Origin of the sequence: Microbacterium sp. NPDC089186 (assembly GCF_040685115.1) — a bacterium.
Classification (GTDB): domain Bacteria; phylum Actinomycetota; class Actinomycetes; order Actinomycetales; family Microbacteriaceae; genus Microbacterium; species Microbacterium galbum.
The window spans coordinates 148,282-173,707 of the sequence record NZ_JBFBHJ010000001.1 but is presented as its reverse complement, the minus strand read 5'-3'; the positions used below and the strand labels follow the sequence as shown (position 1 = coordinate 173,707).

The 25,426-nt window shown below is 70.1% G+C and carries 27 protein-coding genes; 12 read left to right on the top strand and 15 right to left on the bottom strand.

The window, feature by feature from the left end; translation table 11 throughout:
• The first annotated feature begins 5 nt into the window (after nucleotides 1-5).
• On the top strand, nucleotides 6-644 hold the full coding sequence (locus AB0N82_RS00875; RefSeq protein WP_315993603.1) for a hypothetical protein: 639 nt from the start codon (nucleotides 6-8) through the stop codon (nucleotides 642-644).
• Here the strand turns inward: AB0N82_RS00875 and AB0N82_RS00870 are convergent, their stop codons facing one another.
• Both AB0N82_RS00870 and AB0N82_RS00865 read right to left on the bottom strand, forming a co-directional pair.
• Entirely contained in the window at nucleotides 645-1,760 is a 1,116-nt protein-coding gene (locus tag AB0N82_RS00870) for a hypothetical protein (protein ID WP_315993602.1), read from the bottom strand.
• The gene (locus tag AB0N82_RS00865) at nucleotides 1,760-3,427 is read right to left on the bottom strand and encodes a PAS domain-containing sensor histidine kinase (RefSeq protein ID WP_315993601.1); all 1,668 of its coding nucleotides are present in this window, start codon (nucleotides 3,425-3,427) and stop codon (nucleotides 1,760-1,762) included. The genes AB0N82_RS00870 and AB0N82_RS00865 overlap by 1 nt, the downstream gene beginning before the upstream one ends.
• Nucleotides 3,428-3,602: 175 nt before the next feature.
• Here AB0N82_RS00865 and AB0N82_RS00860 point away from each other — a divergent pair, with 175 nt between their 5' ends.
• On the top strand, nucleotides 3,603-4,412 hold the full coding sequence (locus tag AB0N82_RS00860; RefSeq protein WP_363387024.1) for a fructose 1,6-bisphosphatase: 810 nt from the start codon (nucleotides 3,603-3,605) through the stop codon (nucleotides 4,410-4,412).
• Between the two features lie 19 nt (nucleotides 4,413-4,431).
• Here AB0N82_RS00860 and AB0N82_RS00855 read toward each other — a convergent pair whose 3' ends face one another.
• Complete coding sequence (locus AB0N82_RS00855; protein WP_363387021.1) at nucleotides 4,432-5,508, bottom strand: hypothetical protein; 1,077 nt, start codon at nucleotides 5,506-5,508, stop codon at nucleotides 4,432-4,434.
• Nucleotides 5,509-5,651: 143 nt separating this feature from the next.
• Between AB0N82_RS00855 and AB0N82_RS00850 the strand changes: the two genes are divergently transcribed.
• On the top strand, nucleotides 5,652-7,130 hold the full coding sequence (locus tag AB0N82_RS00850; protein WP_363387018.1) for a glycosyltransferase family 2 protein: 1,479 nt from the start codon (nucleotides 5,652-5,654) through the stop codon (nucleotides 7,128-7,130).
• A gap of 91 nt (nucleotides 7,131-7,221) precedes the next feature.
• On the opposite strand, the gene AB0N82_RS00845 is transcribed toward AB0N82_RS00850, so the two are convergent.
• Together AB0N82_RS00845 and AB0N82_RS00840 are read right to left on the bottom strand one after the other, a co-directional pair.
• Nucleotides 7,222-8,175 carry a response regulator gene (locus AB0N82_RS00845; protein WP_315993597.1) on the bottom strand — a complete coding sequence of 318 codons (954 nt, stop codon included), beginning with the start codon at nucleotides 8,173-8,175 and terminating at the stop codon, nucleotides 7,222-7,224.
• Between the two features lie 145 nt (nucleotides 8,176-8,320).
• Nucleotides 8,321-9,346 carry a glycoside hydrolase family 6 protein gene (locus AB0N82_RS00840; protein WP_363387014.1) on the bottom strand — a complete coding sequence of 342 codons (1,026 nt, stop codon included), beginning with the start codon at nucleotides 9,344-9,346 and terminating at the stop codon, nucleotides 8,321-8,323.
• A 76-nt stretch (nucleotides 9,347-9,422) separates the two neighbouring features.
• Here AB0N82_RS00840 and AB0N82_RS00835 point away from each other — a divergent pair, with 76 nt between their 5' ends.
• Nucleotides 9,423-9,737 (top strand): ATP-dependent DNA ligase, encoded by a 315-nt coding sequence (locus AB0N82_RS00835; protein ID WP_315993595.1) that lies wholly within the window; start codon nucleotides 9,423-9,425, stop codon nucleotides 9,735-9,737.
• A 5-nt stretch (nucleotides 9,738-9,742) separates the two neighbouring features.
• On the opposite strand, the gene AB0N82_RS00830 is transcribed toward AB0N82_RS00835, so the two are convergent.
• On the bottom strand, nucleotides 9,743-10,198 hold the full coding sequence (locus tag AB0N82_RS00830) for a MarR family transcriptional regulator (protein WP_315993594.1): 456 nt from the start codon (nucleotides 10,196-10,198) through the stop codon (nucleotides 9,743-9,745).
• A gap of 186 nt (nucleotides 10,199-10,384) precedes the next feature.
• On the opposite strand from AB0N82_RS00830, the gene AB0N82_RS00825 reads away from it, so the two are divergent.
• Nucleotides 10,385-10,714, top strand: coding sequence for a hypothetical protein (locus AB0N82_RS00825; protein ID WP_315993593.1), 330 nt, complete (start codon nucleotides 10,385-10,387; stop codon nucleotides 10,712-10,714).
• Nucleotides 10,715-10,741: 27 nt separating this feature from the next.
• On the opposite strand, the gene AB0N82_RS00820 is transcribed toward AB0N82_RS00825, so the two are convergent.
• Nucleotides 10,742-11,035, bottom strand: coding sequence for a hypothetical protein (locus tag AB0N82_RS00820; protein WP_315993592.1), 294 nt, complete (start codon nucleotides 11,033-11,035; stop codon nucleotides 10,742-10,744).
• A 170-nt stretch (nucleotides 11,036-11,205) separates the two neighbouring features.
• Between AB0N82_RS00820 and AB0N82_RS00815 the strand changes: the two genes are divergently transcribed.
• The 4 genes from AB0N82_RS00815 to AB0N82_RS00800 all read left to right on the top strand — a co-directional run bounded on the left by AB0N82_RS00815 (nucleotide 11,206) and on the right by AB0N82_RS00800 (nucleotide 13,528).
• Nucleotides 11,206-11,583: a hypothetical protein gene (locus AB0N82_RS00815; protein ID WP_315993591.1), complete on the top strand. Its 378-nt coding sequence runs from the start codon at nucleotides 11,206-11,208 to the stop codon at nucleotides 11,581-11,583.
• Nucleotides 11,584-11,590: 7 nt separating this feature from the next.
• Nucleotides 11,591-12,133: a 2'-5' RNA ligase family protein gene (locus tag AB0N82_RS00810; RefSeq protein WP_363387008.1), complete on the top strand. Its 543-nt coding sequence runs from the start codon at nucleotides 11,591-11,593 to the stop codon at nucleotides 12,131-12,133.
• The gene (locus tag AB0N82_RS00805; RefSeq protein WP_363387005.1) at nucleotides 12,127-12,504 is read left to right on the top strand and encodes a PPOX class F420-dependent oxidoreductase; all 378 of its coding nucleotides are present in this window, start codon (nucleotides 12,127-12,129) and stop codon (nucleotides 12,502-12,504) included. Before AB0N82_RS00810 ends, AB0N82_RS00805 begins: the two co-directional genes overlap by 7 nt.
• 106 nt (nucleotides 12,505-12,610) lie before the next feature.
• Entirely contained in the window at nucleotides 12,611-13,528 is a 918-nt protein-coding gene (locus AB0N82_RS00800) for a helix-turn-helix domain-containing protein (RefSeq protein ID WP_363387002.1), read from the top strand.
• Nucleotides 13,529-13,565: 37 nt separating this feature from the next.
• On the opposite strand, the gene AB0N82_RS00795 is transcribed toward AB0N82_RS00800, so the two are convergent.
• The 3 genes from AB0N82_RS00795 to AB0N82_RS00785 form a co-directional block, all read right to left on the bottom strand.
• A complete protein-coding gene (locus tag AB0N82_RS00795; RefSeq protein ID WP_315993587.1) occupies nucleotides 13,566-14,531 on the bottom strand; it encodes an LLM class F420-dependent oxidoreductase in 966 nt (321 codons plus the stop codon).
• A gap of 118 nt (nucleotides 14,532-14,649) precedes the next feature.
• Nucleotides 14,650-15,672, bottom strand: coding sequence for a TerC/Alx family metal homeostasis membrane protein (locus AB0N82_RS00790; RefSeq protein WP_315993586.1), 1,023 nt, complete (start codon nucleotides 15,670-15,672; stop codon nucleotides 14,650-14,652).
• A gap of 243 nt (nucleotides 15,673-15,915) precedes the next feature.
• The gene (locus AB0N82_RS00785) at nucleotides 15,916-16,488 is read right to left on the bottom strand and encodes a TetR/AcrR family transcriptional regulator (RefSeq protein WP_315993585.1); all 573 of its coding nucleotides are present in this window, start codon (nucleotides 16,486-16,488) and stop codon (nucleotides 15,916-15,918) included.
• A 117-nt stretch (nucleotides 16,489-16,605) separates the two neighbouring features.
• Between AB0N82_RS00785 and AB0N82_RS00780 the strand changes: the two genes are divergently transcribed.
• The gene (locus tag AB0N82_RS00780) at nucleotides 16,606-19,215 is read left to right on the top strand and encodes an MMPL family transporter (RefSeq protein WP_363386997.1); all 2,610 of its coding nucleotides are present in this window, start codon (nucleotides 16,606-16,608) and stop codon (nucleotides 19,213-19,215) included.
• An 87-nt stretch (nucleotides 19,216-19,302) separates the two neighbouring features.
• On the top strand, nucleotides 19,303-19,518 hold the full coding sequence (locus tag AB0N82_RS00775) for a hypothetical protein (RefSeq protein WP_315993583.1): 216 nt from the start codon (nucleotides 19,303-19,305) through the stop codon (nucleotides 19,516-19,518).
• Between the two features lie 150 nt (nucleotides 19,519-19,668).
• Here AB0N82_RS00775 and AB0N82_RS00770 read toward each other — a convergent pair whose 3' ends face one another.
• Entirely contained in the window at nucleotides 19,669-21,114 is a 1,446-nt protein-coding gene (locus tag AB0N82_RS00770; protein ID WP_363386994.1) for a glycosyltransferase, read from the bottom strand.
• A complete protein-coding gene (locus tag AB0N82_RS00765) occupies nucleotides 21,111-21,359 on the bottom strand; it encodes a hypothetical protein (RefSeq protein ID WP_363386991.1) in 249 nt (82 codons plus the stop codon). The genes AB0N82_RS00770 and AB0N82_RS00765 overlap by 4 nt, the downstream gene beginning before the upstream one ends.
• A 120-nt stretch (nucleotides 21,360-21,479) precedes the next feature.
• Here AB0N82_RS00765 and AB0N82_RS00760 point away from each other — a divergent pair, with 120 nt between their 5' ends.
• Nucleotides 21,480-22,172: an alpha/beta hydrolase gene (locus tag AB0N82_RS00760; protein WP_363386988.1), complete on the top strand. Its 693-nt coding sequence runs from the start codon at nucleotides 21,480-21,482 to the stop codon at nucleotides 22,170-22,172.
• A gap of 9 nt (nucleotides 22,173-22,181) precedes the next feature.
• On the opposite strand, the gene AB0N82_RS00755 is transcribed toward AB0N82_RS00760, so the two are convergent.
• Genes AB0N82_RS00755 through AB0N82_RS00745 form a run of 3 tightly spaced genes read right to left on the bottom strand, consistent with a single transcriptional unit; the run spans nucleotide 22,182 to nucleotide 25,357 of the window.
• Complete coding sequence (locus AB0N82_RS00755; RefSeq protein ID WP_363386985.1) at nucleotides 22,182-24,032, bottom strand: DUF2207 domain-containing protein; 1,851 nt, start codon at nucleotides 24,030-24,032, stop codon at nucleotides 22,182-22,184.
• Nucleotides 24,033-24,083: 51 nt separating this feature from the next.
• Complete coding sequence (locus AB0N82_RS00750) at nucleotides 24,084-24,878, bottom strand: transglutaminase family protein (protein WP_315993578.1); 795 nt, start codon at nucleotides 24,876-24,878, stop codon at nucleotides 24,084-24,086.
• Nucleotides 24,875-25,357, bottom strand: coding sequence for a MarR family transcriptional regulator (locus AB0N82_RS00745; protein ID WP_363386981.1), 483 nt, complete (start codon nucleotides 25,355-25,357; stop codon nucleotides 24,875-24,877). The genes AB0N82_RS00750 and AB0N82_RS00745 overlap by 4 nt, the downstream gene beginning before the upstream one ends.
• Nucleotides 25,358-25,426: the final 69 nt, after the last annotated feature.

The following is a 25,426-nucleotide window of genomic DNA, read 5'->3' as shown; positions in this document are numbered from 1 at the left end:
GACGAATGGGGCTCGCAACGAGGCGCGGCAGGCTCGTCGGTGCCGCGGCACTGCTGGTCGCGGGTGCGTTCGCTCTCGCCGGATGCGGCGCTCCTCCGTGGGCCCAGGGAGGAGGACCGGCGACGGCCTCGGCTTCGCCGACGCCCACGGCATCCTCCGCTCCGCAGCCCGTCCGCAACGACCTGAGCAGCGGCTCGACGCAGCGGCCGTTGACCGCGGGGGCCGTCAGCGCCACGGTCGACTACTGGTCGACGCTGTCGATGGACCGCTGGACGCCGACGGCGTTGAAGCCCGTGAGCCTGTCGATGATGACCACGGTCTCCCCGGATGACGGGCAGAAGGTCTACCTGCAACGGGCCACCATGACGGCCGTCCCCGGCAACGCGGCGCAGTCGTTCTCACCGCTGGCGGCGCAGACCGATCAGACCGATGCCCCGGGCTATCTCGTCCTGTCTCCGTACAGCTATTCGCAGACGTTCAATGTCGGGGAGGTGCCGGCGGAGGCGACGTTCGTCACCCTCCAGTTCACCTTTGAGTTCTTGGTGCAGACCACCCCGACATCGAACGAGTTCGCCAAGCAGACCGCCAGTGACACCCTCACCGTCGCGATCGCCGGCGGCGGAGAGACCGGATCCGGCGGCTGATCAGGCGCGCACGCGCTGCCAGCGGTCCCCGCCCTGCAGGGTCGCCTCGGCGGCCGCGCGATCGGCATCCGCGATGAGGGTCGGCAGGTCGAAACCGCCCATCTCCGCGGCGACCCATCCCACGCTCGCCGAGAGCTGGACGCCGACGGATGCCGATCCATCGAGTTCGGTGATGCGTCGCAGCACCGTGCGCACCTGTTCGCGAAGGACGGAGTCCGGACGCGCCAGGACGACCACCACCCGACCGCGCGTCTCTCGGCCCAGATCGGCTTCGGCGGGGAATGTCTCGACGACGACCCTCTCGAAGTCCTCGACGAGTCGCATCCAGGCGTTCTCGCCGGCGGCGCTGCGCAACTGCTGAGGGTCGTCCAGTCGGACGGTGAGGACCGCCCAGGACTCCTCCCGGGCCTGAGCCGCGCGGCGCAGGCGGTCGGACGCGGTGACGACGAAGTGGGGCCACGAGGATGCCGCCCGCCGCCCACTGGGCGACACCGACGTGAAATACAGCAGCGACACCGTGGCGCAGACGAGGAAGACCAGCATCGCCAGACCATTGAGCACACGCGGCAGGGCGAGGTCGCCGATCGTCGCGGGGGCGGAGAGCCCGGAGATGAGGATGCCGGCGCCCAGGGCGACGAATGCCGCGGAGACGATCGTGAGGGGCAGGGCCATGCGCTCGAGCCGGTCGGCCGCGCGACGCAGCTCGGCGAGCGTGAGGCCGGCGAACACCGCCGCAGCGAGGAACGCGAGTCGGAACGCGAGCCCGTAGGCGCTGACATCGACGACGGACACGAAGACGATCGCCGTGACGATGGCCTGCAGGCCGCCGATCCACGGCAGCGAGGCGACCCCGCGACGCGCGCGGAACCCCGACCAGATCAGCGCCGGGGCGCCCAGCATGAGCCCCAGACCGGCCCTCCGCACGGTCTCGTCGTCGAGGATCGCGCCGGTCACGGAGACCCAGGTGCTGGTCATCGCCAGGACGAAGGCGAGCGACCACAGCAACGCGGAGCGGGAGGGCCGGTGGAGGAACCCCAGCCCGATGATCATCACGGTGCCGAGCGTGGCCACCGTCGCCTGCGCCAGGCCCAGATTGGACAGGACGTCGTCGGGCATCATGCGGCTTCCGCCTCGCTGCGCACCGGAAGGATGACGGTCACCGTGGTGCCGGCGCCGAGCTCGCTGTCCAGAAACAGCGAACCGCCCTGGTCCTCCACGATGGTGCGGATGATCCCCATTCCCAGACCCGTGCCCGGGGTGGAACTGTCGCGCACGCTCTGGGCGCGGAAATACGGATCGAAGACACGGGCGAGATCATCGGGATGGATGCCGATCCCCGTGTCGGCGAAGCGCAGGATGACATCGTCGGGGGACACCTCGCCGGAGATGCGGATGGTGCCGCCGGCCGGGGTGTACTTGATGGCGTTGCTGAGGATGTTGTCGAAGGCCTGGCGCAGACGGAAGGCGTCGCCGAGGACGTCGGCCGACGGGGGCAGTTCGTCGATCACGTTGACGCGACGCGCCGCGGCGGCGGGACGGAAGGAGGCGAGCGACGACGCGATGATGCGGCTCGCGTCCGCGGTGGCAGGGGCGCTCTGATCCTTGAAGACACCGCGCGAATTGGCGAGGATCTCCGAGATCAGCGCCTGCATGCGCTCGCCGGCTCCCGCGATGACCTCCAGCTGGTCTCGGACCTTCGGGGGCAGCCCGGGGTCGTCGAGGGCGAGATCGGCGTGTCCGATGATGGCCGTCAGCGGATTGCGCAGCTCGTGCGAGACGGTGGCGGCGAGTCGTTCACGTGCGCGCTCCGACTCGATCAGCGCGGTGATGTCGTGCACGATCAGCAGCGTGCTCTCCGCCTCGTCCGAGGAGATCAGGCGACGGGTCGACACGGACAGGGCGTGCCATTCGCCGTGCGTGTCGAAGAGCCACACCCTCTCGTCGTCGAACTGCTCGCCTCTGGCTGCGCGGGCGAACGGCCGCTCGGACTCCGGAAGCGGCTCGCCGCGCAGGTTCGCGTACTCGACGGCACCGCCGGGACGCTGGGGCTCGTCCCGCTCCACGCCGTACAGGTCGACGTACGTGTCGTTGAGGGCGAGCACCTCGCCGTCGACGGAGAGGCGCGCGATACCGGTGTCGAGACCGTTCAGCATCTGCGAGACGCGCCGCTCCTGACCGGACACGCGCTGAAGCGTGCCCTGGAGTCGGCTGGCCTGGCGGCGGAGGAGCTGTTTGAACGCCCGCGTCTGACGGGCGGAGAGGAACGACGTGATCGCGATGAACGTCAGCGACAGGAGCACCACGATCAGGCGCAGAGCCGTCACGGGCCCCGTGGCGTTCACGGCGGCGTCGATGACGATCAGCGCACCGACGGTGCCGAGGGCGGAGACGAGGTATGCGAGGGCGAAGTGGGTGGCGATCCAGATGATCGGGAACACCCAGAAGAACCCGAATCGGAGGTCGGTCCCGAAGCTCAGCAACCCGATGCCGATGATGTCGCCGAAGGGGACCGCGGCCACCGCCGCGCGAGGGAGCCGCTGCCACGGTACGACGATCGCGACCGCGGTGAGCGCGATGACCACGCCGACGCCAGACGAGAACGACCACAGGGAGAACAGGGAGGGCTCGAGCGCTTGGACGAGCAGGACGGTGATGACCACGCTGGCGCCGAGCACCAGTTGGAGGAGCCAGACGGAGCGCGTGCGACTGCTGGGGCTCGCGCCGTCTTCGTCGTGTGCGCCTCCCGCGACGACCGCCGGGGGGACGCTCCTCGCGGATGCCATGTCATCGAGTGTATAGAGAGTGGTGTAATGTTCAGCGCGCCATCCTGTCTCTGCTCGCCGCGCGTGAACACGTGTCACGACGCCCGGTCAGATTCCCCCTGAGGCCTGCATCCCGCAGCGTGATGGTCGTTCATCGACCTCTGCGCGATCTCGCGCTGATCCTCAGGAGAATCCCGTGAGCAAGACCTCTCGCCGTCGCGCGCGCGCAATCGCCGCGGCCCTGGCCGTGGCCGTCGTCCTTCCCGCGACGCTGACCGGCTGCACCCAGGTCGCCGATCTGTTCGCCGCGCTGCCCGGCCAGGCCGGCGGAGCGGGCGGGCAGTCCGTCGTCGTCGCCACCCCCGAACCGGCGGCGTCGGCGTCATCCAAGCCGTTCGACTCGCAGTTCACCTACGACGGATCCGTCTCGCTCACCTCCGAGGTGGCCGACGGTCTCGAGGTGCGGTTGGACGTCTGGGCGGTCAACCCCAAGCGCACGATGGAGTGGTCGTCGACGAACGAGAAGCAGTTCGGCTTCGCGATCAACGTCGTCGACAACCGCGTCGACGAGAAGGCCGTCCTCACGCAGAAGCGACGCGTCTACCTGTCCTCCGTGTCGATCTCGTCGCAGACCGCCCAGACCAGCGGTCAGGTCTCCAACCCCTTCCAGTTCAGTGCCGATCCCCGCACCCTGGTTCCCTCGGACACCCTGCGCTCCGACCGCGGCCTGCTCCTGAACAGCTTCCAGGGCGGCCTGCTGGTGCCGACGACCTCCATCCGGCAACTGCCCAACGACACGTACGGCATCACCCTCGAGTTCGCGCTCAACGTCGCCGTCGAAGGCACCGCGAACACCGACTCGTCGTTCTCGCAGCAGACGGTCTACCAGTACCTGCCGATCGCGATCTTCACCGATCAGGGCCAGGGCGCCAGTGCCGGAACGACCGGAACCTCGTCGAGCACCGGCCGTGCCCCCGGGTGGGGGCAGAGCACCGGTTCGAACTGACGCCGTCGACGGGTCGGCCTCAGTCGTCGCGGTGCTCCTGCCGCGGGCGCTGGCGGGTGCTCTCCATCAGGAGGGAGAGGTCGTCGACGTCGCCCACGAGGTAGTGCTCGAAGACGAGGTCGGGAACGTCGTCGTAGTCGATCCCGGGCATGCGTCCGGCGAAGGCGCGGCGGACCGCCTGCTCGAGCTCCGCCGCGTCGAGGACGGCGGGAGCGACGGCGAAGACCGTGTCGCGTGACGGCATCCCGCACGCCGCGTCGTCGATCGCGTCATCGAGCGCCGCTGCCACGGTGCGCAGCATCGTCTCGGCTCGTCCGGTGCTGTGGGCGGCGCGGATCAGGTCGATCTCGGGCACGCGGACGAGCGTGGCCCGCACGGGCGAGTTCCCCGCGATCATCCGGGCGGCCTCGCGGCGGAGGGAGCCCCGGTCGTGCGCACGGGTGCCCGGTGCCGGTGCGTCGTCGAGCTGGCGTCCCAAGCGCACGGCCGCGACGGAGACGAGGGCGATGGCCACGGCGCTGACGGCGGCGGTCGCCTCGGCCGAGACGGGGCCGCTCCCGACGAGGGGCTCCAGCCCCATGACGGCGGCGACCACGAGTCGGCAGAGGTTGTATGCCGCATAGACGCCCAGCGTCCACGACAAGATCTGTGCGCCGGACAGGGCGCCGAGGGGCCGCCGCGAGAGTTCGAGTGCGCTCAGGGCGCCGTAGACGGTGAGGCCGGCGGTCTTCAGCAGCGTCGCATCCTCCAGGGGGATCAGGAACGTGAAGCCCAGCATCAGCACGGCGCCCGCGGCGGTGCTGACCGCCCCGATCGCGCGGCGGTGGTTCAGCCGCCGCGCGCCCGCCCAGAGCAGGCCGACGGCGACCAGATTCGTGGCGTTGCCCACCGCCGCCGCCGTTTCGCCGGCTCCGGCCGTCTCGAGGACGTTCATGGTGCCGCAGAGCAGGGCCGCGACCGCGGCGATCCCGAAGTAGCGGACCATGTCGGCGCGTTGGCCGCCGCGGTCGTCGTCCGGTCGACCATGGGTGAGGAACAGCATGGTCAGCGCGATGCCCGCAGCGACGATGGATGCCAGCAGCGCCAGGAAGATCACGGGGCGCGTCTCCTTCGGGTGTCCGTCGCAAATCTTGCGGAAATCTTGCGGGGACGGTGGTCGTGTGCGGTGGTCGCCTTGCGGTGAACCTACCAGAGTGGGACATGGCCGATCCGCCGCTACACCGACAGGAAGACACCGCCATGACTGATGCGCGAAGCTTCACCCCCACCGCCCGGGAATTCAACCTCCACCAGGGCGAGCTGGCGGCGTCGGTGTCGGCGGAGGATCACGGCTTCGCCGACGACTTCGCCGCGGTACTCGAGCACACCTCGGTGCACCGTTCGACGATCGGTTGCGTCATCCCCGCGTACAACGAGGAGGAGTCGATCGCCGATGTGATCGAGGCGCTGCTCGCGCAGACCCGTGTGCCCGACGTCATCCACGTCGTCGTCAACAACACCTCCGACGCGACCGTCAAGATCGCCTCCGAGTACAGCGGGCCGCACGAGCTGCAGACCGAGTTGGGCGAGCAGTTCACCGAGGTGTTCGTGCACGACATCGGCAAGAACCCCGACAAAAAGGTGGGTGCGCTCAATTACGGGTATTCGCTCGTCGAGGGATACGACTACCTCCTCGGCGTCGACGGCGACACCATCGCCGACACCAAGGCCGTCGAGTACCTGGAGACCGAGGCCGTGTCGGATTCCCGCATCGGCGGCATCTCGGCGATCTACACGATCGACGACAAGCCGATCAAGGGCGCCATCGCCCGCTTCCTGACCGCCGGGCAGCGCACGCAGTTCGCCGCGTTCAACCTGCAGAACATGCTGCGCGGGCGCAACATGGCCGTCCTGGGTGGACAGTTCTCGATCTTCTCGACGAACGCCCTGCGCGACGCCATGAAGCAGAACCACCAGTCGACCCCCTGGGTGAAGGACTCCGAGGTGGAGGACTCGCTCCTCTCGCTGCAGATCAAGAGCGCCGGCTACCTCACCAAGATCAGCCCGTACGCGCGGGCCGACGTGGGCGGCATGACGACGCTGTCGGGTTACGACGCCCAGCAGGTCAAGTGGACCTACGGCGCGATCGAACTCATGTGGCCGGGGCAGCGCGGTGACACCAAAGGCCAGCCCTTCCACCCCAACCTGCGTCTGCGCTGGTTCGAGAACTTCGGCATGCTGACCAACCTGTTCGTGCGCGTCGCGTTCCTCACGCTGCTCGCGGGCTCGCTGTCGATCGGCGCCTTCGTGTTCTCGCCCCTGTGGCTGATCCCGCCGGTCATCGCCATGCTGCTGAACCTGCGCATCGCGCAGACCATGAAGAACTGCAACCGCAGCGACGTCCTCTTCGCCGTGCTGTTCTTCCCCGCCGAGTTGTTCATGTGGATCCGCATCAGCCACTTCGTGCGTTCGTGGACCCGCTTCCTCTCGCGCAAGAAGGTCGACAACTGGGCGATGCAGGCCAAGGCTGAGCGCGGTGGCGGACTGGGGCACTGGACCCCGATGGTGGTCCTCATCGCCGTCGCCATCGCCCTCGCAGTGATCTGGGTCATGGTCGGGCCGATGGTGCAGTCCTCGATCCTGTGGATCGGATGGCCCATCGTCGGCGTGGTCACCGTGCTGCAGACCCTCCTCATGTTCTCCAAGCTCGTTCGTCGCCAGCACGGCTTCAAGGTCTGACGAACACACGATCTGATCGCGCCCGAACGCATCAGAGACACGGATGCCTCGGCCCTGGGGAGGGCCGAGGCATCCGTTATTCGCAGGGGGCTCAGGGCGTGGCCAGCAGCTCCGAGGTCAGGCGGTAACCGACGCCGCGCACGGTCTCGATGTAGCGCGGATTGGCCGGGTTGTCGCCGAGCTTGCGGCGCAGATTCGTCATGTGCGCCTCGATCGCCCTCTTGTCGGCCTCGCCGACGAAGTAGCTCGTGACGTAGGACTCCCCGCGGAGGACGAGCGTGAGATCGGCCTTGCTGCGCACGCGGCGCTTGGACTCCATGAGGGTGGCCAGCAGGTCGAACTCGGTGCGCGTGAGCTCGAGTTCTTCGCCGCCGACGCGGACGAGACGGCTGTCGGGGTCGAGCTGCAGGTCGCGGTGCGCGATCCACGCTCCACCGGTGGGGGTGAGGTCGCCGGCGGCGGGACGGGGCACGAGCTCCGTCCGTGCGGCGGGGGCTACCTGCGCCTCGGCGCGGGGTTCGGGTCCCTGCGACGACGGCACGATCACCGCAGCGCTCGGTGCCGAGGAGGTGACCGGGGGAGTGGTCGCCTCGGGGCGGGGGTTCGGGAAGGAGCGGCCGACGCTGTCCTGCCGAGGTGCGGTGCTCGCGTGAGACTCCCCGCCGCGGGGGCGTCGGAGGAGCGCCTCGATGCGGGCGCGCAGTTCGCGCGGACGGAACGGCTTGACCACGTACTCGTCGGCGCCGGCGCCGAGTCCGAGCACCACGTCGGCCTCTTCCTCGAGGCCGGTCAACATGATGATGTACGTGTCACTCTGCTGACGGATGCGGCGGGCCGCCTCGAACCCGTCGATGCCGGGCATGTTCACGTCGAGGGTGGTGATCAACGGCTGGTAGGCGAGGACCGCGCGGACACCGTCGATGCCGTTTCCGACCGAGACGGTCGAGAACCCGGCGGACTCGAGCACTTCGACGAGGAGGTGACGGATGTCGGGATCGTCTTCGACGATGACCGCGGTCTTCAGCAACTCGGAGCTGTCGCTCATTTCACCCACTCTTCCGGCTTCGCACGGGATCGTGCCCGCGTACTCCCCCGAGACGCGGTGTCGCGAAGCGACGAGCGCAATCTTGACACACTTCCCGACGATGACGACCGACGGGTTGCGCGCGGCGCGGACTGCGGGTGCGCGGTCAGCGCTGGTCGCGCGTGAGTTCCACGGCCGCCGAGGGCCACCAGGTGCCCGCGGTGGGCCCTCCGTTGCACTCGCCGTCGCTCTCGCCGGGCGGCTTGATCCACAGATTCGTGTCGACGACGCCGTCGCCGAACGAGCCGCCGGGGCTGCCCACGAGACGACCGGCCGGGTTGCACCACTCGGACCCCGCCGGGCCGGCGCCGTTGCGGGACGTGTCGATCACGGCGTGCGTGCCGCCCAGCTCGTCGGACAATGCGTGGGCGTAGTCGAACTCGGCCGCTGTGTCCTGGTAATTGGAGACGTTGAGGGCGACGCCGCGCACGTCGGGCAGAAGGCCGGTCGCGCGGATCAGGTCGGCCATCTCCTTCACCGGATGCCAGGACGAATGGCCCCCGTCGATGTAGATCCACGTGTTGGTCCCGCGGATGTTGTCGACGGCCTCCTTGAGGTAGCCGGCGCGGTCGGACGGTGTGCCGCACGTCGACGACAGGGCGATGCTGTCGGGCTCGAGCACCACGATCTTCTGAATGTCCGACGCGTTGCCGAGCGCGTCTCCGATGCGCTGCGTCCACGCGCGATACGACTCCGGGTCGAGACCGCCGGCGGAGTGATTGCCGCAGTCGCGATCGGGAAGGCCGTACACCGCGATGGAGAGGGCGGCATCCTGATCGCGGGCCTCTGCGGCGAGGTGTGCGACGCGGTCCCACACCTCGTCGACGGGGTCGATCTCGGGGGTGAGCCAGTAGGTGGTCGGCTGCGAGGCCAGCCACTGCGCCGCGGCCTGCTCGGTGGCGTCGCCGTCGGGGGCGCTCGCCGCCTGCGTGGCCTTCGATTCGTCGGGCGCCACGATGCGCGTGTCCACGGCGGGCGGGCGGGCGGCCAACGTCTGGAAGAGGGTCGTGACGAGGTTGCCGACGACCGCGATCAGGGCGATGACGGCGACAGCCGCCACCGCGGCGAGCGCCACCAGCACGGCGCGGGGAACCCGGCGCCGGGTGCGGAGGGAACGCGGGAGTCGGGGCACGCTGAGCACTCTAGTTGAGGCCCGAGAGAAGCTGTCGAGCAGTAGTTAACCGGGTGGAGCGCGGTACGCTGTCATGGTGGGAAAACTGGTTTACAACACCCTGGGTCACTCGTTCGACATTGAGGATCGAACCCTGTCCCACCTGCGCATGGTGTTCATGAACAAGCTGCGTCGCGGGGAGCCCTTCATGTTCCACTTCCCGCTCGGTGACGGCAGCGGGACGCGCAGCCTGTGGATCTCGCCGTCGATCCCGCTGGTCTTCCACTTCTACGGCAGCCGATCCCCGCAGCTGAATCGTCGATGGATCGACGACCTCATGAACGAGGCGAGCTCGCCCGGGGGCCTGAGCATCACGAACGAGCCCGAGCCGGAGGCGGTCGCGGCGACCTGACGCCGTCAGCGACATTCGGCGTCGACGACTTCGCGAACCCGGTCGAGGAACTGCACGAGTTGACCGGCGGTGTCGGTGGGCAGATCGAGCGCGAACTCCCGGATGCGAGCCGTGACGGGGTCGACGGCATCGGGATCGGCGTCCCGATCCAACGGCATCACGAACTTGCTGCGTCTGTCGGCGGGGTTCGCCTCGAAGGAGATCAGTCCACCGGCATGCAGGCGGTCCAGCATTCCGGTGACGGATGCCGTGGAGATGGCGAGCGACTGGGCGATCTCCGTCGGCGTGATGCGTGCGCCGGCGTCCGCGCGCTCGAGGATGAGGCGCATCGCGGCCCGCGCATTCTCACTCGGACCGCACTCCGTCTGGCGCCGCCGCGCGAGACGGGCTTCGGCGAGGCGGAGGCGTTCGACCGCTCGAGCGGTGGTGGATGCGGGGTCGTGAGCGGTCTCGATCGTCATACGTCTCCTCCGGGTCGGGCCCCCGTGGCGCCATTGTAGTTCGGTCCCCGAGATTCCAGAGGACCGAACTAATTCGCGCCCCCGTCCAACAATTCGATTCCCCGCAGATTCTCCGCGAATTCACTTGGCGATAGTTAGCCAACCTAGTAAAATAATCGAAGATGGCATCCTCGGAAGGAGGAGCTGATGGGCTCACTGTTCTACGGTTCCTCCGAGCGCCCGATCGAGATCCCCGATCGTGTCCTCGCGCATGTGAAGGTCGTCATCGCCACCAAGCTGCGTCGCGGGGAGAGCTTCACGATGTCGTGGCGGCATCCATCGGGTGAGGCGACCGGTCGCAGCACGATCTGGATCCAGCCGTCGATCCCGCTGCGCTTCGTCTTCGGAGCGGTCGAGCCCGAGATGCTCGATCCCGCCCTCCTCCAGACGTACGCCAACTCTGCGAATTCCTCGAGCGGTCTGACCGTCGATCTCGAGACGCACGGCGTGATCGCAACCCCCGTCGACGCTTCCTGAACAGCGACGGTCCACCTGGCTCCGGCCTCAGGCCCGCCCGGATGCGTGCCGATGCGCGATGGCCGACACCCACTGCATACCCGGGCACGGGGGAGCGTCACGGCCGCGCATGCGTTCCCACGCCTCGACGTAGATCCCCTCCAGCAGCAGCTCGGCCTTCGCGGCCACACCCGTCAGCGCGAGCAGGGTGGCGTAGATGCGCGGCGCCGTCGCGTCGTAGAAGGCGACGAATGCGTCGCAGTCGCCGGAGGCGGCCCGAATGAGCAGCGCATCGAGATCCTCCTCGCGGATCGACGGGGATCCGGCGTCTGTCATCGTCATGGGGCACCTCCTCGTCTGACGTGTTCCCAGTCAAGCGCGACGCGTCGTCAGCGGCCGGGGGTTGCGTGAACCGGACCGGTGTCGTAGCGCCCGGTTCGAGGGGGCGAAGAGCCCGGACGTGCGTCGTCAAGCCCGCCGGGGGGCGAACGATCGCGATCTAGCGTGCTGCCATGAAGACCTTCGTGCGCTGGGCGTTGGCCCTGGCAATGATGTTCGCCGGAATCTCGCACCTGACCTTCGCTCGGCGGGATTTCCAGGCGCAGGTGCCGGATGCCCTCGTAGAGCACGGCCCGCTCGATCGAGACGCGGTGGTCGTGGCCTCCGGAGTGGTGGAGGCGGCGTTCGGGCTCGCGCTCGTCGCGCTGCCGAAGGAGCGTCGCCGTGTCGGCGCCGCTTTGGCGGCCTTCTTCATCGCGATCTTCCCGGGGAACATCGATCAATGGCGCAAGGGGCGGTCGGCCTTCGGCCTCGACACCGACCAGAAGCGGTTCGGACGACTCTTCTTCCAGCCGGCACTGGTGGCGGCGGCGTGGTGGTCGACCCGGTGATCCGACCGTGAGCGACATCGTCAGTCTGGAGCTCGTCTTCGACGACGAATCTGACGCGGCGATCCGCGGGGAATGGGATGCCCTCGTCGCAGCCGACCTGCCGAGTCAGGCGCGCCACACCGGAGAGAGCAACCGTCCCCACATCACGCTGCTGGTGCGCCCGACCCTCGCCGACGTGGACGGCGCACTGCTCGCGGACGCCCTTCCCCGGGGGATGACCCTCGGGGCTCCCGTGCTGTTCGGCACGGGGCGCACGCGGGTGATCGCGCGCTCGGTGGTCCCCTCGGCCGCGTTGTTGGACTTTCACGCGCGGGTGCACGACCTTGCGGGGGCGGGAGACGACGGCGACCACACGCGACCGGGAGCGTGGACGCCGCACGTCACGCTCGCCCGCCGGGTTCCGCTGGAGCGCCTCGGCGACGCGCTGCGGGTGCTCGCCGCCGACGCCCCCCTCGAGAGGACGGTCCGAGCCGTCGGCATCCGTCGATGGGAGACGGCCACCAAGACCGTGTCGGAGGTCGTCTCGCGTGGCACGCTGGAGGGGTGCTGACCGATGACGCCCTCGCCTTCCTGAGCGAATACCACCTGGCCACCCTCTCGACCCTCGGTCGGTCGGGACGGATCCATGCCGTCCCGGTCGGCTTCACCTACGAGGACGGCGTCGTCCGCGTGATCGGATCGCGTGGGACGCAGAAGTTCGTCAACGCCGTCCGCGGCGGGCGCGCCGCGGTGTGCTCGGTCGACGGGGCCCGCTGGATGAGCTTCGAAGGCACCGCCCGCGTGAGTGATGATCCGGATGCCGTGGCCCACGCCGTCGAGCTCTACGCCGCGCGGTATCGCCGGCCTCGTGTGAACCCCGAGCGCGTCGTGCTGGAGATCGTCGTCGAGCGCGTCCTGGGCTCGACCGGGCTGCGGGGCTGACGGGCGGCGCGCCGCCGACGGCGTGCCGCGCTGCCCGCCGCGAACGCGGTACTGTTCACTGTCTCCCCCGGACACAGGTTGGCATCCTCGGTTACGGGAGGACCGGATGACACAGGCACCCCTCGACGGGCGTCTCGACGAGGTGCTGCGCACGCTGGCCCGTCACGTGCGCCGGTTGCGCGAAGAGCGCGGCCTGACGGTACTGACCCTGTCGTTCGAGGCGGGGCTGTCGGAGTCCCGCGTGCGGGCGATCGAAGCGGGCCGCACCACGGCGTCGCTGGCGACGCTGGTCGCGCTCGCCGAGACGTTCGAGGTCGAGGTCGGCGAGCTGTTCGGGGATGCCGTCCCCGCCCCCGCCGAGCCGTTCGTGGCCCCGCAGAGCGCCTACGTGGTTCCCAGCGACGTGGTGTGGGGCGGAGACCTGCCTCCGGCTCCCTGGCTCGAGACCGCGCCGGCCCCTCCCGTCGCGAGCTCGTACGTGGTGCCGAGCGAGGTCGTCTGGGGCGGTGAGCTCCCCGTAGCGCCATGGACGTCTGCGAGAGCCGCGCCGACGATGCCCGAACCGATCGGGGAGTCGATCGTCATCGCCCCTCCCGAGGGGCGGCCTCTGCGCGAGCAGGCAGGAGCCGTCGTGCCGGCGACGGAGGTCACCTGGGGCGGCGAGCTACCGCCGGCGCCGTGGACGCGGACCCGCGGGCCGGTCGCGATCGAGGCCGCGCCTACCGGCGCGCCGGAACCGGCTCCGTCAGCGTCCGAGCGTCCGCATCCGCATCGCCGAGCCGTCGAGGCGAGATCGCCCTACGTCCTGGATGCCTCGGGACCCGTCGCGACGCGCCAGCCCCGCACGTTCGCGGAACTGCGGGAGGGGGCCCTCGCCGGTCGCGAGTTCGCGTCGCTGCGGGAATTCGCCATCGCCGCGGTCGTCGAAGGACGCTTCACGGCGGTCGCGGTCGCCCGCGTCTTCCGCCTCCCCGTCTGGCGCCTCGAACAGTGGGTCGCCGAGACGGGACGCATCGGCCGGTGAGCCGCGGGACGCGCCGTCGGGCGCGCCCCGCCGCCGGTCACAGGGCGCGGAGCTTCTCCAGCAGCGGAGCGGCGATCTCATCGACGAATCGCTGCTGTTGCTCGTCGCCCACCTGGACGATGGCGATGTCGGTGAAGCCGGCATCGATGAAGGGACGCACGCTCTCCGCGAGCTCGTCGAGATCCGGGCCGCAGGCGATCGAGTCGGCGACGTCCTCCGGTCGGACGAACTGCGAAGCCCCCGCGAAGCCCGCCGGCGTCGGGAGGTCGGCGTTGACGGCCCATCCCCCCGCGAACCAGCGGAACTGGTCGTGAGCGCGTGCGATGGCGGCATCCTTGTCGGGATCCCAGCTGATCGGGATCTGACCGATCTTGCGCGACTCTCCGTCGTGGTGGGAATCCCACCCGCTGATGAGGTCGCCGTCGGGCTCCGTGGTGATGAGGTGATCGCCGAGCGGAGCGAAGCGCTCGATGGAGTGCTCGCCGGAAACGGCCACACCGATCGGGACCCCGCCGTCGGGGGCATCCCACACGCGGGCGGAGTCGACGCGGAAGTACTCGCCGTCGTAGGTGACGAGGTCGCCGGTGTGCAGCGCGCGGATGATCTCGATCGCCTCGACGAGCATGTCCTGACGGGCATGGACCGCGGGCCATCCCTCGCCGACGACGTGCTCGTTGAGGTTCTCGCCGGATCCGAGACCGAGAGTGAAGCGGCCCTCCGACAGCAGCTGCAGCGTCGCCGCCTTCTGGGCGACGACCGCGGGGTGGTATCGGACGGTGGGGCAGGTCACATAGGTCATCAGCTCGACGTCGGTGGTGGCGTGCGCCACGGCGCCGAGAACGGTCCAGGCATAGGGGGCGTGGCCCTGGCTGGTGAGCCACGGCGAGTAGTGATCGCTGGAGACGAGGAAGTCGTAGCCGGCGCGCTCGGCACCGACGGCGTAGTCGACGAGCGCCCGCGGGCCGCTCTGCTCGGTCATGAGGGTGTAGCCGAATCGCGTCATGTCGGCCACGGTAGGACGACCACCGGAGCGTCTCGCCGGGGTTGCGCTCGTCGGTCGGATGCGGCAGACGACGACGGGCCCGCGGCGAACGCCGCGAGCCCGTCATCGGTTCGGAGGGTCAGTCCTCGGGAGCGTGGATGACCTTCTCGCCGTCGAAGGTCTCGCGCTTCTTCTTCTCATCGTCGTTCCGGGTCTTGCGCAGGCTCGCGATCGTCGCGACGGCCACCGTGGCGGCGATGAAGAGCAGCGAGAACCAGATCGGGATCTCGGGCACCCAGAGCAGCGGTTCGCCCCCGTTGATGAAGGGGACCTCGTTGACGTGCAGGGCGTGGAACACGAGCTTCACACCGATGAAGGCCAGGATGACGGCCAGTCCCTGCGCCAGGTAGACGAGGCGTTCGAGCAGGCCGCCGATGAGGAAGTACAGCTGGCGCAGGCCCATGAGGGCGAAGGCGTTCGCCGTGAAGACGATGTACGCCTCGTTCGTCAGGCCGTAGATCGCGGGGATCGAGTCCACGGCGAAGACCAGGTCGATGAAGCCGATCGCGATGATGACCAGCAGCATCGGCGTCACGAAGCGCTTGCCGTTCTTACGAACGGTGAGCTTGTCGTCGTTGTACTCCTCGGATACGGGGAGCACGCGGCGGACGAACTGCATGAACTTGCCGTTGGCGGGGTCGCTCTCGCCGTGCGAGAACGCCTGACGGTACGCAAGGAACAGCAGAAGGGCGCCGAAGAGGTAGAAGATCCAGGAGAAGTTCTCGATCAGTGCGGCGCCCACCGCGATGAACGCCCCGCGCATGATGAGCGCGATGACGATGCCGATCATCAGCACCTTCTGCTGGTAAATCTTCGGCACCGCGAACCCGGTCATGATGATCAGGAACACGAACAGGTTGTCGATCGACAGGGCCTTCTCGGTCAGGTACCCGGCGAAGTACTCGCCGCCGTACGTCCAGCCCGACACCACGCCGATGCCGACACCGAACAGCAGCGCGAGCCCGATGTAGAACGCCGACCAGCGGGCGGACTCGGCGATCGACGGCTCATGCGGCTTCCGCACGTGCGCGAAGAACTCGAAGACGAAGAACGCGACCGTGATCGCGATCGTGATGATCCAGATGAGGGGGGTGACGCCCATGGCGGCCTCCAAGGGAGAAAGGTGCACGACAAGACACCAAGGTCTCCTCCACCCGGCGAGATGGGCCGACGTCCCGGGTTCACGATGACGTGGACCGTACTGACGAGATCGTCGCGATGGGAGTACTCCCCTTGCTCCCTCCAGTGTACGGGACGCGGCTGAGCGTTCCCGGTCTGGACGCCGGTCAGCGCCGCGTGGTAGAGATCAGGGTGCTGACGGCCGCGGGGTGGCGAGCGGTGTGCGTCAGCGGCGGGGTGTCGGCGTGCCGATCACGGCGTCGACCAGGTGCAGCATGTCGTCGAAGTCGAACTCCTCACGGCTGAGCGCGCGCAGGATCACGGCGCCGAGGAGGGCGTCGGCCGCCGCGTCGAGTCGAGGTCCCGTCGTTCCGGCCATCGCGGTGGAGAGTCGCTCGACGAGCGGTGCCGCGAGGATCTCCGCGCGCAGTCGTCGACCCGTCTCCGCGCTCCCCGCGGCCGCGGCGACGAGAGAGCGCAGCAACCCCTCGCCGTCGGCGCTGGCCCGTAGCGTGAACAGTCCGTTCAGCCAGGTGGCCAGGTCTCTGCGCGCGTCCCCCGTGTCGGGCAGGTCGCGTTCGCGGCCGAGCAGGCGTCCCTCGAGGATCGCCTCGGCGAGGACGTCGCCCTTGCTCGGCCACCACCGGTAGATCGTCTGCTTCCCCACCCCGGCGCGCCGAGCGATGCCCTCCATGGTGAGGTGGTCGTAGCCGCGCTCGGCGAAGAGGGCCACCGCGGCATCGAGGATGGCCTGGTGCGCCGCTTCGCTTCGGACCGGTCCGCTTCGCGATAGAACCATGCCCTCATTCTGGGGGATGACGCGGTCGAACAAGACGAGACGGTCCGTGTTATCTTTGCCGGGACTGGTCGGAGCCGACGGTGCTCTTCCGCGTGCACCGCACGAGAGGAACACCGCATGGCCGAACTGCTGCACCGTCTCGGAACCTTCGCCGCCCGGCGCGCCTGGGCCGTGATCGTCGCGTGGGTGGTGATCCTCGGCGTGGTCGTCGGCGGGTTCCTCGTCGGCTTCAAAGGCCTGAGCTCGAGCTTCGACATCCCCGGCACGGCATCCGGCGACGTCATCGCGGAACTTCAGGACGAGCTCCCGGACTTCAGCGGCGCTTCCGGAGCGGTGGTGTTCCGCACGACGGACGGCTCGGCTCTGACGGCCGACCAGAAGAGCGCCATCACCTCTCTCGTCGACTCGTCGAGCGACCTCCCCGACGTCGCCCGCGTCACCGATCCGTTCGCGACCCAGCAGCAGCTCGACGATCAGCGCCAGCAGGTGGTCGACGGCCGCGGGCAGCTCGCCGATGCGCGCTCGCAGGCCGAGTCCGGCCAGCAGCAGCTCGACGCGGGCGCCGCGCAGCTGGACGCCGGTCAGCAGCAACTCGACTCGGCCCGCGCGCAGCTCGAAGCCGCACCCCTCCCGGCCGCACAGAAGCAGGCGCAGCTCGACGCCCTCGACGCGCAGCAGGCGCAGCTTGACCAGCAGCGCAGCGCCCTCGAACAGCAGCAGACCCAGGTGGCCGACGGTCTCGCGCAGATCGCCGCGCAGGAGGCGCAGCTCGACGACGGCGCCGAACTCCTCTCCTTCGCGGACGCCATCCGGCTCGTTTCCGATGACGGATCGACCGCGATCGTCAACGTCTCGTTCGATCAGCCCCGGCTCGAGCTCGCCGAGGCGTCGAAGGAGGCCGTGGTCGAGCACTTCACTACCGACCCCGTCGCGGGCGTGGACGTCGCCTTCAACACGGAGATCTCCCAGGGCGTGCCCGAGATCCTCGGAGTCGGTGAGGCCATCGGCGTCGCGATCGCGGCGATCGTCCTCGTCGTCGTGCTCGGGTCGCTCCTAGCGGCGTCGTTCCCCATCATCACGGCGCTCGTCGGGGTCGCCATCGGCGCCATGGCGACGCTGTCGTTCTCGGGCCTCGTGCAGATGGCATCCGTCACCCCGATCCTCGGCGTGATGCTGGGACTGGCCGTGGGTATCGACTACGCACTGTTCATCCTCTACCGTCACCGACGGCAGCTGCTCCAGGGCGCGGACGTCGTCGAATCGATCGGTCTCGCCAACGGCACCGCCGGCAATGCGGTCGTGTTCGCCGGGATGACGGTGATCGTCGCGTTGCTCGCGCTCAACATCACGGGCATCCCGTTCCTCGGGCTTATGGGTACCGCGGGCGCCGTCAGTGTGCTCGTCGCCGTGCTGATCGCGGTGTCGCTGACGCCGGCACTCCTGGGCCGCGCGGGGATGCGCGTCCTCGGTCGCGCGGCCCGTGCCCGCGCCGCGGCCGCCGCGGATGCCGCGGAGCACCCCCGTCGCACCGCTCGCACCGCGGCGATCGAAGCCGACGAGCACCCCCGGCGCGCGGCCCGGATCGAGACCGGATCCGTCGCGACGACCGGTCGCCCCGTTCGGCCGATGTCGACGGTGCGCGCGGTGGTCACGATGCTCGTCGCCACGGTCGCCCTCCTCGTCGTCGCCATCCCCGCCCTGTCGATGCGTCTGGGGCTGCCCGACGGAGGGTCCGAGGCGGAGGACTCCACCGCCTACCAGGCGTTCACGTGGACAGAGGATGCCTTCGGTGCCGGCGCGAACGCGCCGCTGCTCGTCACCGCCGCCCTCCCCGGGGGCACCGCCGAAGCCGACGTCCAGGGCCTGCAGCTCGACGTGGCCCGCGAACTGTTCGCGCAGGACGACGTCGCGGCGGTCGCCCCCGTCGCCGTCTCCGACGACCGCACCCTCGCCGCGTTCCAGGTCATCCCCGCCGAGGGGCCGAACGCCGTGTCGACCGAGCAGCTGGTGCGCGACCTTCGCGCGCTGCCGCCCGTGAACGGCGATATCGCCCTCGGCGTGGCCGGAGCAGCGGCGATCAACATCGACATCTCGGAAGGGCTGGCCGACGTCCTGCCGATCTACCTCGTCGTGGTCGTGGGCCTGTCGTTCCTCATCATGGTGGCGGTGTTCCGCTCGCTGCTCGTGCCGCTCATCGCCACAGGAGGCTTCGTGCTGTCGCTGTTCGCGACCTATGGTGCGGTGACCGCGGTGTTCCAGTGGGGCTGGCTCGGCGACCTGTTCGGCGTGCACAATCCCGGCCCGATCCTGAGCTTCCTGCCCGTGATCCTCGTCGGCATCCTCTTCGGGCTCGCCATGGATTACCAGCTGTTCCTCGCATCCGGGATGCGCGAGGCCTGGGCTCACGGCGCGGCGCCGCGCCTGGCCGTCGCCCAGGGCTTCCGCGCGGGCCGCACCGTCGTGACGGCTGCCGCGATCATCATGATCGCGGTGTTCTCCGGCTTCATCGCCTCCGACTCCGTGATCATCAAATCGATGGGACTCGGGCTGGCCCTGGGCGTGCTGTTCGACGCGTTCGTCGTGCGCATGCTGCTCGTGCCGGCGCTCATGCACGTGCTCGGCGGGTCGGTCTGGTGGCTGCCGCGCTGGCTCGACCGCATCGTGCCGAACGTCGATGTCGAGGGCTCCGCCCTCGAGCGGCGTCACCCCGCGCACCACGGCGTCTGAGCATTCCGGGCCGAGCGGCGCAAGCCCCGGTTCCCGGCGGCATGCAGGGGTCAGGATGCCGTAACACTGTCACCGAGGAGGACGACGATGACCGATCGCGAAGAGACGCAGGACGCCCCCGTCATGGACGGCGCCACGGACGCGGGCGTCGAGGAGAAGAAGGACGGCGCGGAGGAACAGCAGGCGGCGGACGCGGCCGTTCAGGACGGCGCGCCGCAGAACGACATCGTCCCGGGCGACGCCTCGAAGGAGGACCTGAAGGACGACCTCCGCAGCATCCGCGGCTACGGCGAGGACCGCTGACCCGGACGACGACTCCCGTCCGGAGCCGTGTGGGGGACAGGCTCGACGGGCGGGAGTCGTCGGGGACGCCGGATCGGCGTCATCCGCGCCGGCGATGCCGGGGCCGGGTAGAGGCAGCGTACGCCCGCTCGGGCGCGTGCGGCAGGGGTCTCAGCCGATCCGAAGGCGGCGCCGGACGACCTCGCGGATTCGCCAGGTCGCCTCGCGCAGGCGGTGACGCCGTGCGGCGCGCGACAGGGTCAGGGCCCACCTGGTGAGCACCCGCGACTCGTCGTAGAGCCGCGCACGCTCCACCGCCTGTCGACGCATCCGCGAGAGCGTCGTCGGATCGAGGGATGCCGCCCGCACGACCGCCTCGGCGAGGGCGTCGATGTCGCCGGCGGGCACCAGCCACCCCGTGCGGCCGTCGAGGATCAACTCACGCGGACCGTAGGGCACGTCGTACGCGATCGGCAGGCACCCCGCCGCCATCGCCTCGGCGACCACGAGCGAGAAGGCCTCCGAGCGGCTCGTCAGCAGGAGGACCGATGCCCGGCGGAGGGCGTCGCGCGCCGTGGGGTCGAAGCCGTGGAAGCGGACGCCTTCGGCGTCGCCCCGTTCCAGACGCGAGCGGTCCGGGCCGTCGCCGTAGACGTCGAGCGTCAGGGACGGCATGCGCTCGCGGGCGCGGGACACGGCATCCACCGCATGCTCCACCCGCTTGATGGGCTCCAGTCGCGCGAGCACGACCGCGCCCTGGCGCGGGCTGCGCGTGTCGACGTCTCCCGCGGCGGCGACGGGGTGGGGCACGACGGCCAGAAGGGGCGCGGGGCCGACCTCGCGTCGCACGTCCCCGGCCTGCCGCGCGGTGCAGAACACGACGGCATCGAAGGCGCTCAACCGCGAGAAGACCTCGGCGCGGGACGGGCGGATCGCCGTGCCGTCGTCGGTGCGGTGCGAACCGTGCACGACGTGCAGCACGATCACCCCCGGCCGGCGATAGCCGGCGGCGAACCGCGCCATCGCCTTGCTGTCGACGAGGAGGAAGGACCGCTCGCCCGCCGTGAGGCGGTCCAGCCATGCGGCGTAGAGCTGGCGCACCCCGCGCCACACGGCACGGGGGGCCCCGCTCGCGTCGCACGTCACGATGATCCGTCGCGCTCGTGCGGACGAGTGGGGGACGTCCCGACGATCGCTCGCCGCGAGCGTTCCGTCCGGGCGCAGGTGGTCGATCTGCAGCACCGTGCCGTCGGCATCCCTGCGGAGACGCCGCACGAGAACATCGCCCGTGAACTCCTCCTCCGCGTCGGAGGGGAGAGGCGAGAATCCGGCGCCGCTCGAGACCGGACGCCCGCGCAGCTCGTTCTCGCGCAGCCAATCCCACAGGTTGGTGACGCGCACCCCGGCGCCGAGGGCGTCGCGGCGGGTCAGCTCGGCGCTGACCGCGTCGCGGTCGTCCCGGTCGTCGCACGTCAAGATGTGCACCGGCGTCGCCCCTCGACCGGCGAAGAGACGGGACCGCTGCAGCAGCGCGGCGGTCAGCCCGCCGTACTCGCGCGGAACGCCCCAGGTGAGGACGAACTGGCGCCCGGGCGGCAGGATCGTGCCGCGGGTCATCCGGCGTCGTCGGTGGGGATCTCCCCGGCGGCGATCGCGTCGGCGTAGGTGCGAATATCCGGGCCCGGCTCGTAGTCGATGAAGCGGTCCTTGATCCGCGCGTTGATCTGCGCGAAGGCCTCGTCCGACGAGATCCCGTCGTTCTCGCGCGCGATCGCCACGACGGCCTCCCGCAGCACGTTGTCGGCGTCGTCGAGGATCTTCTGCCGTGCGGGCTCGTTCCAGCGGATGTCAGAGATGTCCATGGCCCGAGCCTAGGGCGGCCTCGAGCGCCGAGATCCCGGGGTTGCGCCCGCTGTGCGGGTGTGCGGCACCGTCGCCGCAACCCCGCAGACGGCCCGCGTCCGAGCCCGCAGGATGGGGGGATGCCGATGGATGCCGTGACCGCCGTGCGGACCGGAGCGCGTGACCTCTCGTGGTGGGCGAAGGACTACGCCTACGCCGTGCGAGCGCAGGTGCGCGCGGCCTGGGGGCGTGCAGTCGATGAGGACCTTCGCGAGGGCTCCGGCCGCCCCCTCGTGCTCCTCCCCGGGATCTACGAGACCTGGCGCTTTCTGGAGCCGCTGGCCCGCGCCCTGCACGAGCGCGGACACCCGGTGCACGTGGTCACGGAGCTGGGCGACAATCGTCGTCCCATCGCCGAGTCGGCCGGTCGCGTCGCGGCTCTTCTGTCGTCCCGCGACCTGCACGACGTCGTCCTCGTGGCCCACAGCAAGGGCGGACTGATCGGCAAGCACCTGATGGCCTTCGACCCGGAGGGGGCTCGGGTGCGGGCGATGGTCGCCGTCGCGACGCCCTTCGGCGGGTCTCGGTACAGCCGCCTCATGCCCACGCCCTCGCTGCGCGCGTTCGCCTCGGGGGATGCCACCATGCGCGCGCTCGCGGCGGCGGCCGACGCGAACGCGAGGATCGTGTCGGTCTACGGCCCCTTCGACCCGCACATCCCCGAGGGCAGCGAGCTCGCCGGTGCCCGGAACGTGGAACTGGCCAGCGGAGGGCACTTCCGCGTGCTCGCCGACCCGCGCGTCATCGCAGAGGTCGTGCGCGTCGCCGAGTGACCGGTCGACTCAGCGTCCGCCGCCTCCGCCGCCACCCGAGCCCCCACCCGAGAATCCGCCCCCGAACGAGCCGCCCGAGAAGCTCCCCGAGCCGCTCGTGGTCGTCGTGACCGGGGTGCTCGCCGTGCGCAGCGTCCCCATCGTCGACATCAGAGCGGCGGAGGAGAACCCGCCGCCGCCCCGGTACCAGCGCAGGTCGTCGCCGCTCTCGCGGACCCGCGTGTCGAGCGCCTCGGACCACTCCTTCTCGACGCCCCACACGATCGCCCACGGCAGAAGGCGCTCGTAGAGGTGCAGCACCTGGCGCGCGTCGCCCGCATCGATCCGTCGTCGCTCCGCCCCTTCGGGGCTCTGCAGCACGCGCAGTCGGTCCGCCTCCGCGAGCTGCAGATACTCGCGCAGCCCCCGAAGATGGTCGCGCGCCGGGGCCCCGGCATCCGTGATCCGATCGCGGTAGCGCAGCAGTGTGAAACTCAGGATGCCGAGCACCACCGTCACCGGGATCGCAGCGATCTGCCACCACGCCGGGGTCGTCCCCATCGCGGCGAGGATGAGGGCCAGCACCGCGACGACGAACGCGCCCACGGCGATACCCGCCGCGGCGAGGGAGCGTCCGAGACGCTGCTTCTCGCTCCACCCGCGAGCGCGCAGCTCGGACGCGGCGGCGAGGGGGAGCCGCTGCAGGGCCTTCGCGACGTCTTGACGCTCGGGGCCCAGCGATACGCGAGCTCCCGGGCGCGCGTGCGCCCCGAAGACGGCTCCGAGGATCGCCCCGTGCAGCGCATCGGCTCCCTCGGCCGTGACGAGCTCGAGCGAGAGGCTCCGCGCGTCGCCGTCGTCGACGATGCGGAGGTGCCCCGCCACAGCGGTGTCGACGATGGCCGCGGGGATGCCGGTCCCGCGACGCGCCACCAGTTCCGCGCCCTGCAGCACGTCGACTCCCGCCGGCGGGTCGTACTCCGCGACGATGATGCCGCGCCCCTCGGCGTCGCGTCCGCGACGCCGAGCCATGACCGCTGCGGCCACACCGAGGGCGCCGACACCCACGGCGCCGAGCGACGAACCGGCCAGGAGCGGGGCCGCATCGACGGAGAACTGCTCGAGCGGCGTGCGGACCACCTCACCCGGGACGAAGGTGCCGCGCGCGAAACCGACGGCGATCGTGACGTTCTCTCCCGGGGCCAGCCCTTCGGCCCCCGCTTCGAAGACGAGGCCGCCCCCGTCCGTCGTGCGGTCGAGGGTGCACGTCTGCGATGATCCCTGCGTCCCGACGTAACACGCCGCGGCGCCGTCGAGGGCGGCATCCGTCAGGGCGGGGTCGACCCGGAGGCGAGCGCTCACCGCACCGAACGGCTGCTCCCACTGCGTGCCGTTGATGTCGCGGTAGAACTCGTCGGCGTTCGTGTCGGCGAAGGAACGGATGGCGTCGCGCTGGGTGTACGAGATGACGTAGGTCTGCACGCCGCGCACGAAGGAGTCGTCGCCCGTGAGCACCCGCACCTCGCGCCGGTCCGTCTCGACGTCGTAAGGGATGGGGGCGCCGGAGGCATCGGTCACCGAGACCACCCGCGTGTGCAGGGGGACCCCGTCGTAGTCATCGGGGAGGGAGCGGATGATGCCGCGGTTCTGATCCTCGTCGGGGAAACGTGCGACCAGGGTCTCGGTCACCGCGAGTTCCGCGTGTCCGTCGTCGGCTCGGGAGAGCGTCATGTCGGCCGAGAACGAGTCGAAGATGAAGTCGCCGACGTCTGCGCGCGCCGGCGCGGGAACGGCCATCGCGCTCAGAACCACGAGAGCGAGTCCGACGAGTCCGACGACGAGACGGGGGAGCAGGCGAGGCGACCGCACGATGAGGTCCATGCCCCGACGCTACCCGGGGTGGCGTGACCGTGCCTCCGTCTCGAGACGGAGTCAGCGCAGCAGGATCGACGCGTCGGGATCGTCCGGGACGAGATCGCCGACGGCCACTGCCGTCACCTCGACCGACTCCAACGTCGCCGTGCCCGACACAGTCGTGAGGAAGGCGGTATCGGCGGCGTCACGACCGGTCGCGATGCGGACGAAGTGCGCACGGGGTGCGAGGCGTGTGGCATCGACGACCTCCCACCGGCCGTCGACGAACGCCTCGACGACGGCGTGGAAGTCCATCGGGTCCAGTCCCGGGGCGAAGACGGACACGAGTCGCGCGGGGATCCCCGCGGCGCGCAGGAGGGCGATGGTCACGTGCGCGTAGTCGCGGCAGACTCCGGCGCCCTCGCGGAGCGTGTCGAGAGCGGTATCGGTGGGGCCGCTGACGCCGGAGACGTAATCGAGCCTCTCTGAAACCCACTGCGTGATCTCGCGTACGCGCTCCCGCGCCGAGGAGGACCGCGAGGGCGCCAGGTCCGAAAGGCGCGGATCGTCCGACGGCGCGTAGCGGCTGGGTCGCAGGTAGCGCACGGGGTCGATCTCGTCGGAGGGGGCGGGCGCGCGAGGAGGGGAGACGGAACCGCGATAGGTGACATGGGTCCGCCCCGCGGGGAGGACGACGCGATGCGCGCGAGTACCGTGCGCGTCCGCGACCTCGACCGCGGGGATCGCCCGTCCGTCCGTGTCGACCGTCAGGGTCTCGTCGTGGGCCCACCCGTCCGCGGGGGTGATCGAGAGGACGACGTCCGCCTCGGCCTCGGTGTGCAGGACGATCCCGACACCGACGGAGGTCCTCACGCGGCAGCGTCCGACGAAAGGGGGGAGGAGTGCTGAGCCCGTGCCGGCGGACAGCACGTTCCGCTTCGGCCGCAGAGGTCGGCGACGGCGCACCGCATCCGGTCGAGGAAGCCCGTGACCGCGACCGTCTCCTCCTCCGTCATGCCACGGGTGGCCCGCATCATGCGCGCGTGCATGCCGGTCAGGGTGTCGCGCATCTCGTCGTCGGCATGGGTCGTGCTCGAGACGAGGACCTTCCGCCGATCGGACGGGTGGGGGCGGCGCTGGAGATGCCCCGACTTCTCGAGCCGGTCGAGGAGGGCGGTCATGGATGCCGTCGACACGCCGAGATGCCGGGCGAGGTCGATCGGAGTGACGGCGGAGTTCGCTGCGGCCGATCGTGTCAGGAAGCGGAGGACGAGCAGCTCGTTCTCGCCCATCGCCATGGACTCCTGGGTGCGCCGGCGCATCGCCATCTCGGCGGAACGATATGCCCGCATCGCCTCCATCATCCGTGCGCCACGCTCGTCGTCCGAGCTCTCGCTGTACCAATACGACGGGGGCGATGG

Coding starts and splice junctions, on each gene's coding strand:
- AB0N82_RS00875 (WP_315993603.1), top strand. CDS start 6: ATGGGGCTCGCAACGAGGCGCGGCAGGCTCGTCGGTGCCGCGGCACTG.
- AB0N82_RS00870 (WP_315993602.1), bottom strand. CDS start 1,760: ATGCCCGACGACGTCCTGTCCAATCTGGGCCTGGCGCAGGCGACGGTG.
- AB0N82_RS00865 (WP_315993601.1), bottom strand. CDS start 3,427: ATGGCATCCGCGAGGAGCGTCCCCCCGGCGGTCGTCGCGGGAGGCGCA.
- AB0N82_RS00850 (WP_363387018.1), top strand. CDS start 5,652: ATGACTGATGCGCGAAGCTTCACCCCCACCGCCCGGGAATTCAACCTC.
- AB0N82_RS00845 (WP_315993597.1), bottom strand. CDS start 8,175: ATGAGCGACAGCTCCGAGTTGCTGAAGACCGCGGTCATCGTCGAAGAC.
- AB0N82_RS00830 (WP_315993594.1), bottom strand. CDS start 10,198: ATGACGATCGAGACCGCTCACGACCCCGCATCCACCACCGCTCGAGCG.
- AB0N82_RS00825 (WP_315993593.1), top strand. CDS start 10,385: ATGGGCTCACTGTTCTACGGTTCCTCCGAGCGCCCGATCGAGATCCCC.
- AB0N82_RS00820 (WP_315993592.1), bottom strand. CDS start 11,035: ATGACGATGACAGACGCCGGATCCCCGTCGATCCGCGAGGAGGATCTC.
- AB0N82_RS00815 (WP_315993591.1), top strand. CDS start 11,206: ATGAAGACCTTCGTGCGCTGGGCGTTGGCCCTGGCAATGATGTTCGCC.
- AB0N82_RS00800 (WP_363387002.1), top strand. CDS start 12,611: ATGACACAGGCACCCCTCGACGGGCGTCTCGACGAGGTGCTGCGCACG.
- AB0N82_RS00795 (WP_315993587.1), bottom strand. CDS start 14,531: ATGACGCGATTCGGCTACACCCTCATGACCGAGCAGAGCGGCCCGCGG.
- AB0N82_RS00790 (WP_315993586.1), bottom strand. CDS start 15,672: ATGGGCGTCACCCCCCTCATCTGGATCATCACGATCGCGATCACGGTC.
- AB0N82_RS00785 (WP_315993585.1), bottom strand. CDS start 16,488: ATGGTTCTATCGCGAAGCGGACCGGTCCGAAGCGAAGCGGCGCACCAG.
- AB0N82_RS00780 (WP_363386997.1), top strand. CDS start 16,606: ATGGCCGAACTGCTGCACCGTCTCGGAACCTTCGCCGCCCGGCGCGCC.
- AB0N82_RS00775 (WP_315993583.1), top strand. CDS start 19,303: ATGACCGATCGCGAAGAGACGCAGGACGCCCCCGTCATGGACGGCGCC.
- AB0N82_RS00770 (WP_363386994.1), bottom strand. CDS start 21,114: ATGACCCGCGGCACGATCCTGCCGCCCGGGCGCCAGTTCGTCCTCACC.
- AB0N82_RS00765 (WP_363386991.1), bottom strand. CDS start 21,359: ATGGACATCTCTGACATCCGCTGGAACGAGCCCGCACGGCAGAAGATC.
- AB0N82_RS00760 (WP_363386988.1), top strand. CDS start 21,480: ATGCCGATGGATGCCGTGACCGCCGTGCGGACCGGAGCGCGTGACCTC.
- AB0N82_RS00755 (WP_363386985.1), bottom strand. CDS start 24,032: ATGGACCTCATCGTGCGGTCGCCTCGCCTGCTCCCCCGTCTCGTCGTC.
- AB0N82_RS00745 (WP_363386981.1), bottom strand. CDS start 25,357: ATGCGGGCATATCGTTCCGCCGAGATGGCGATGCGCCGGCGCACCCAG.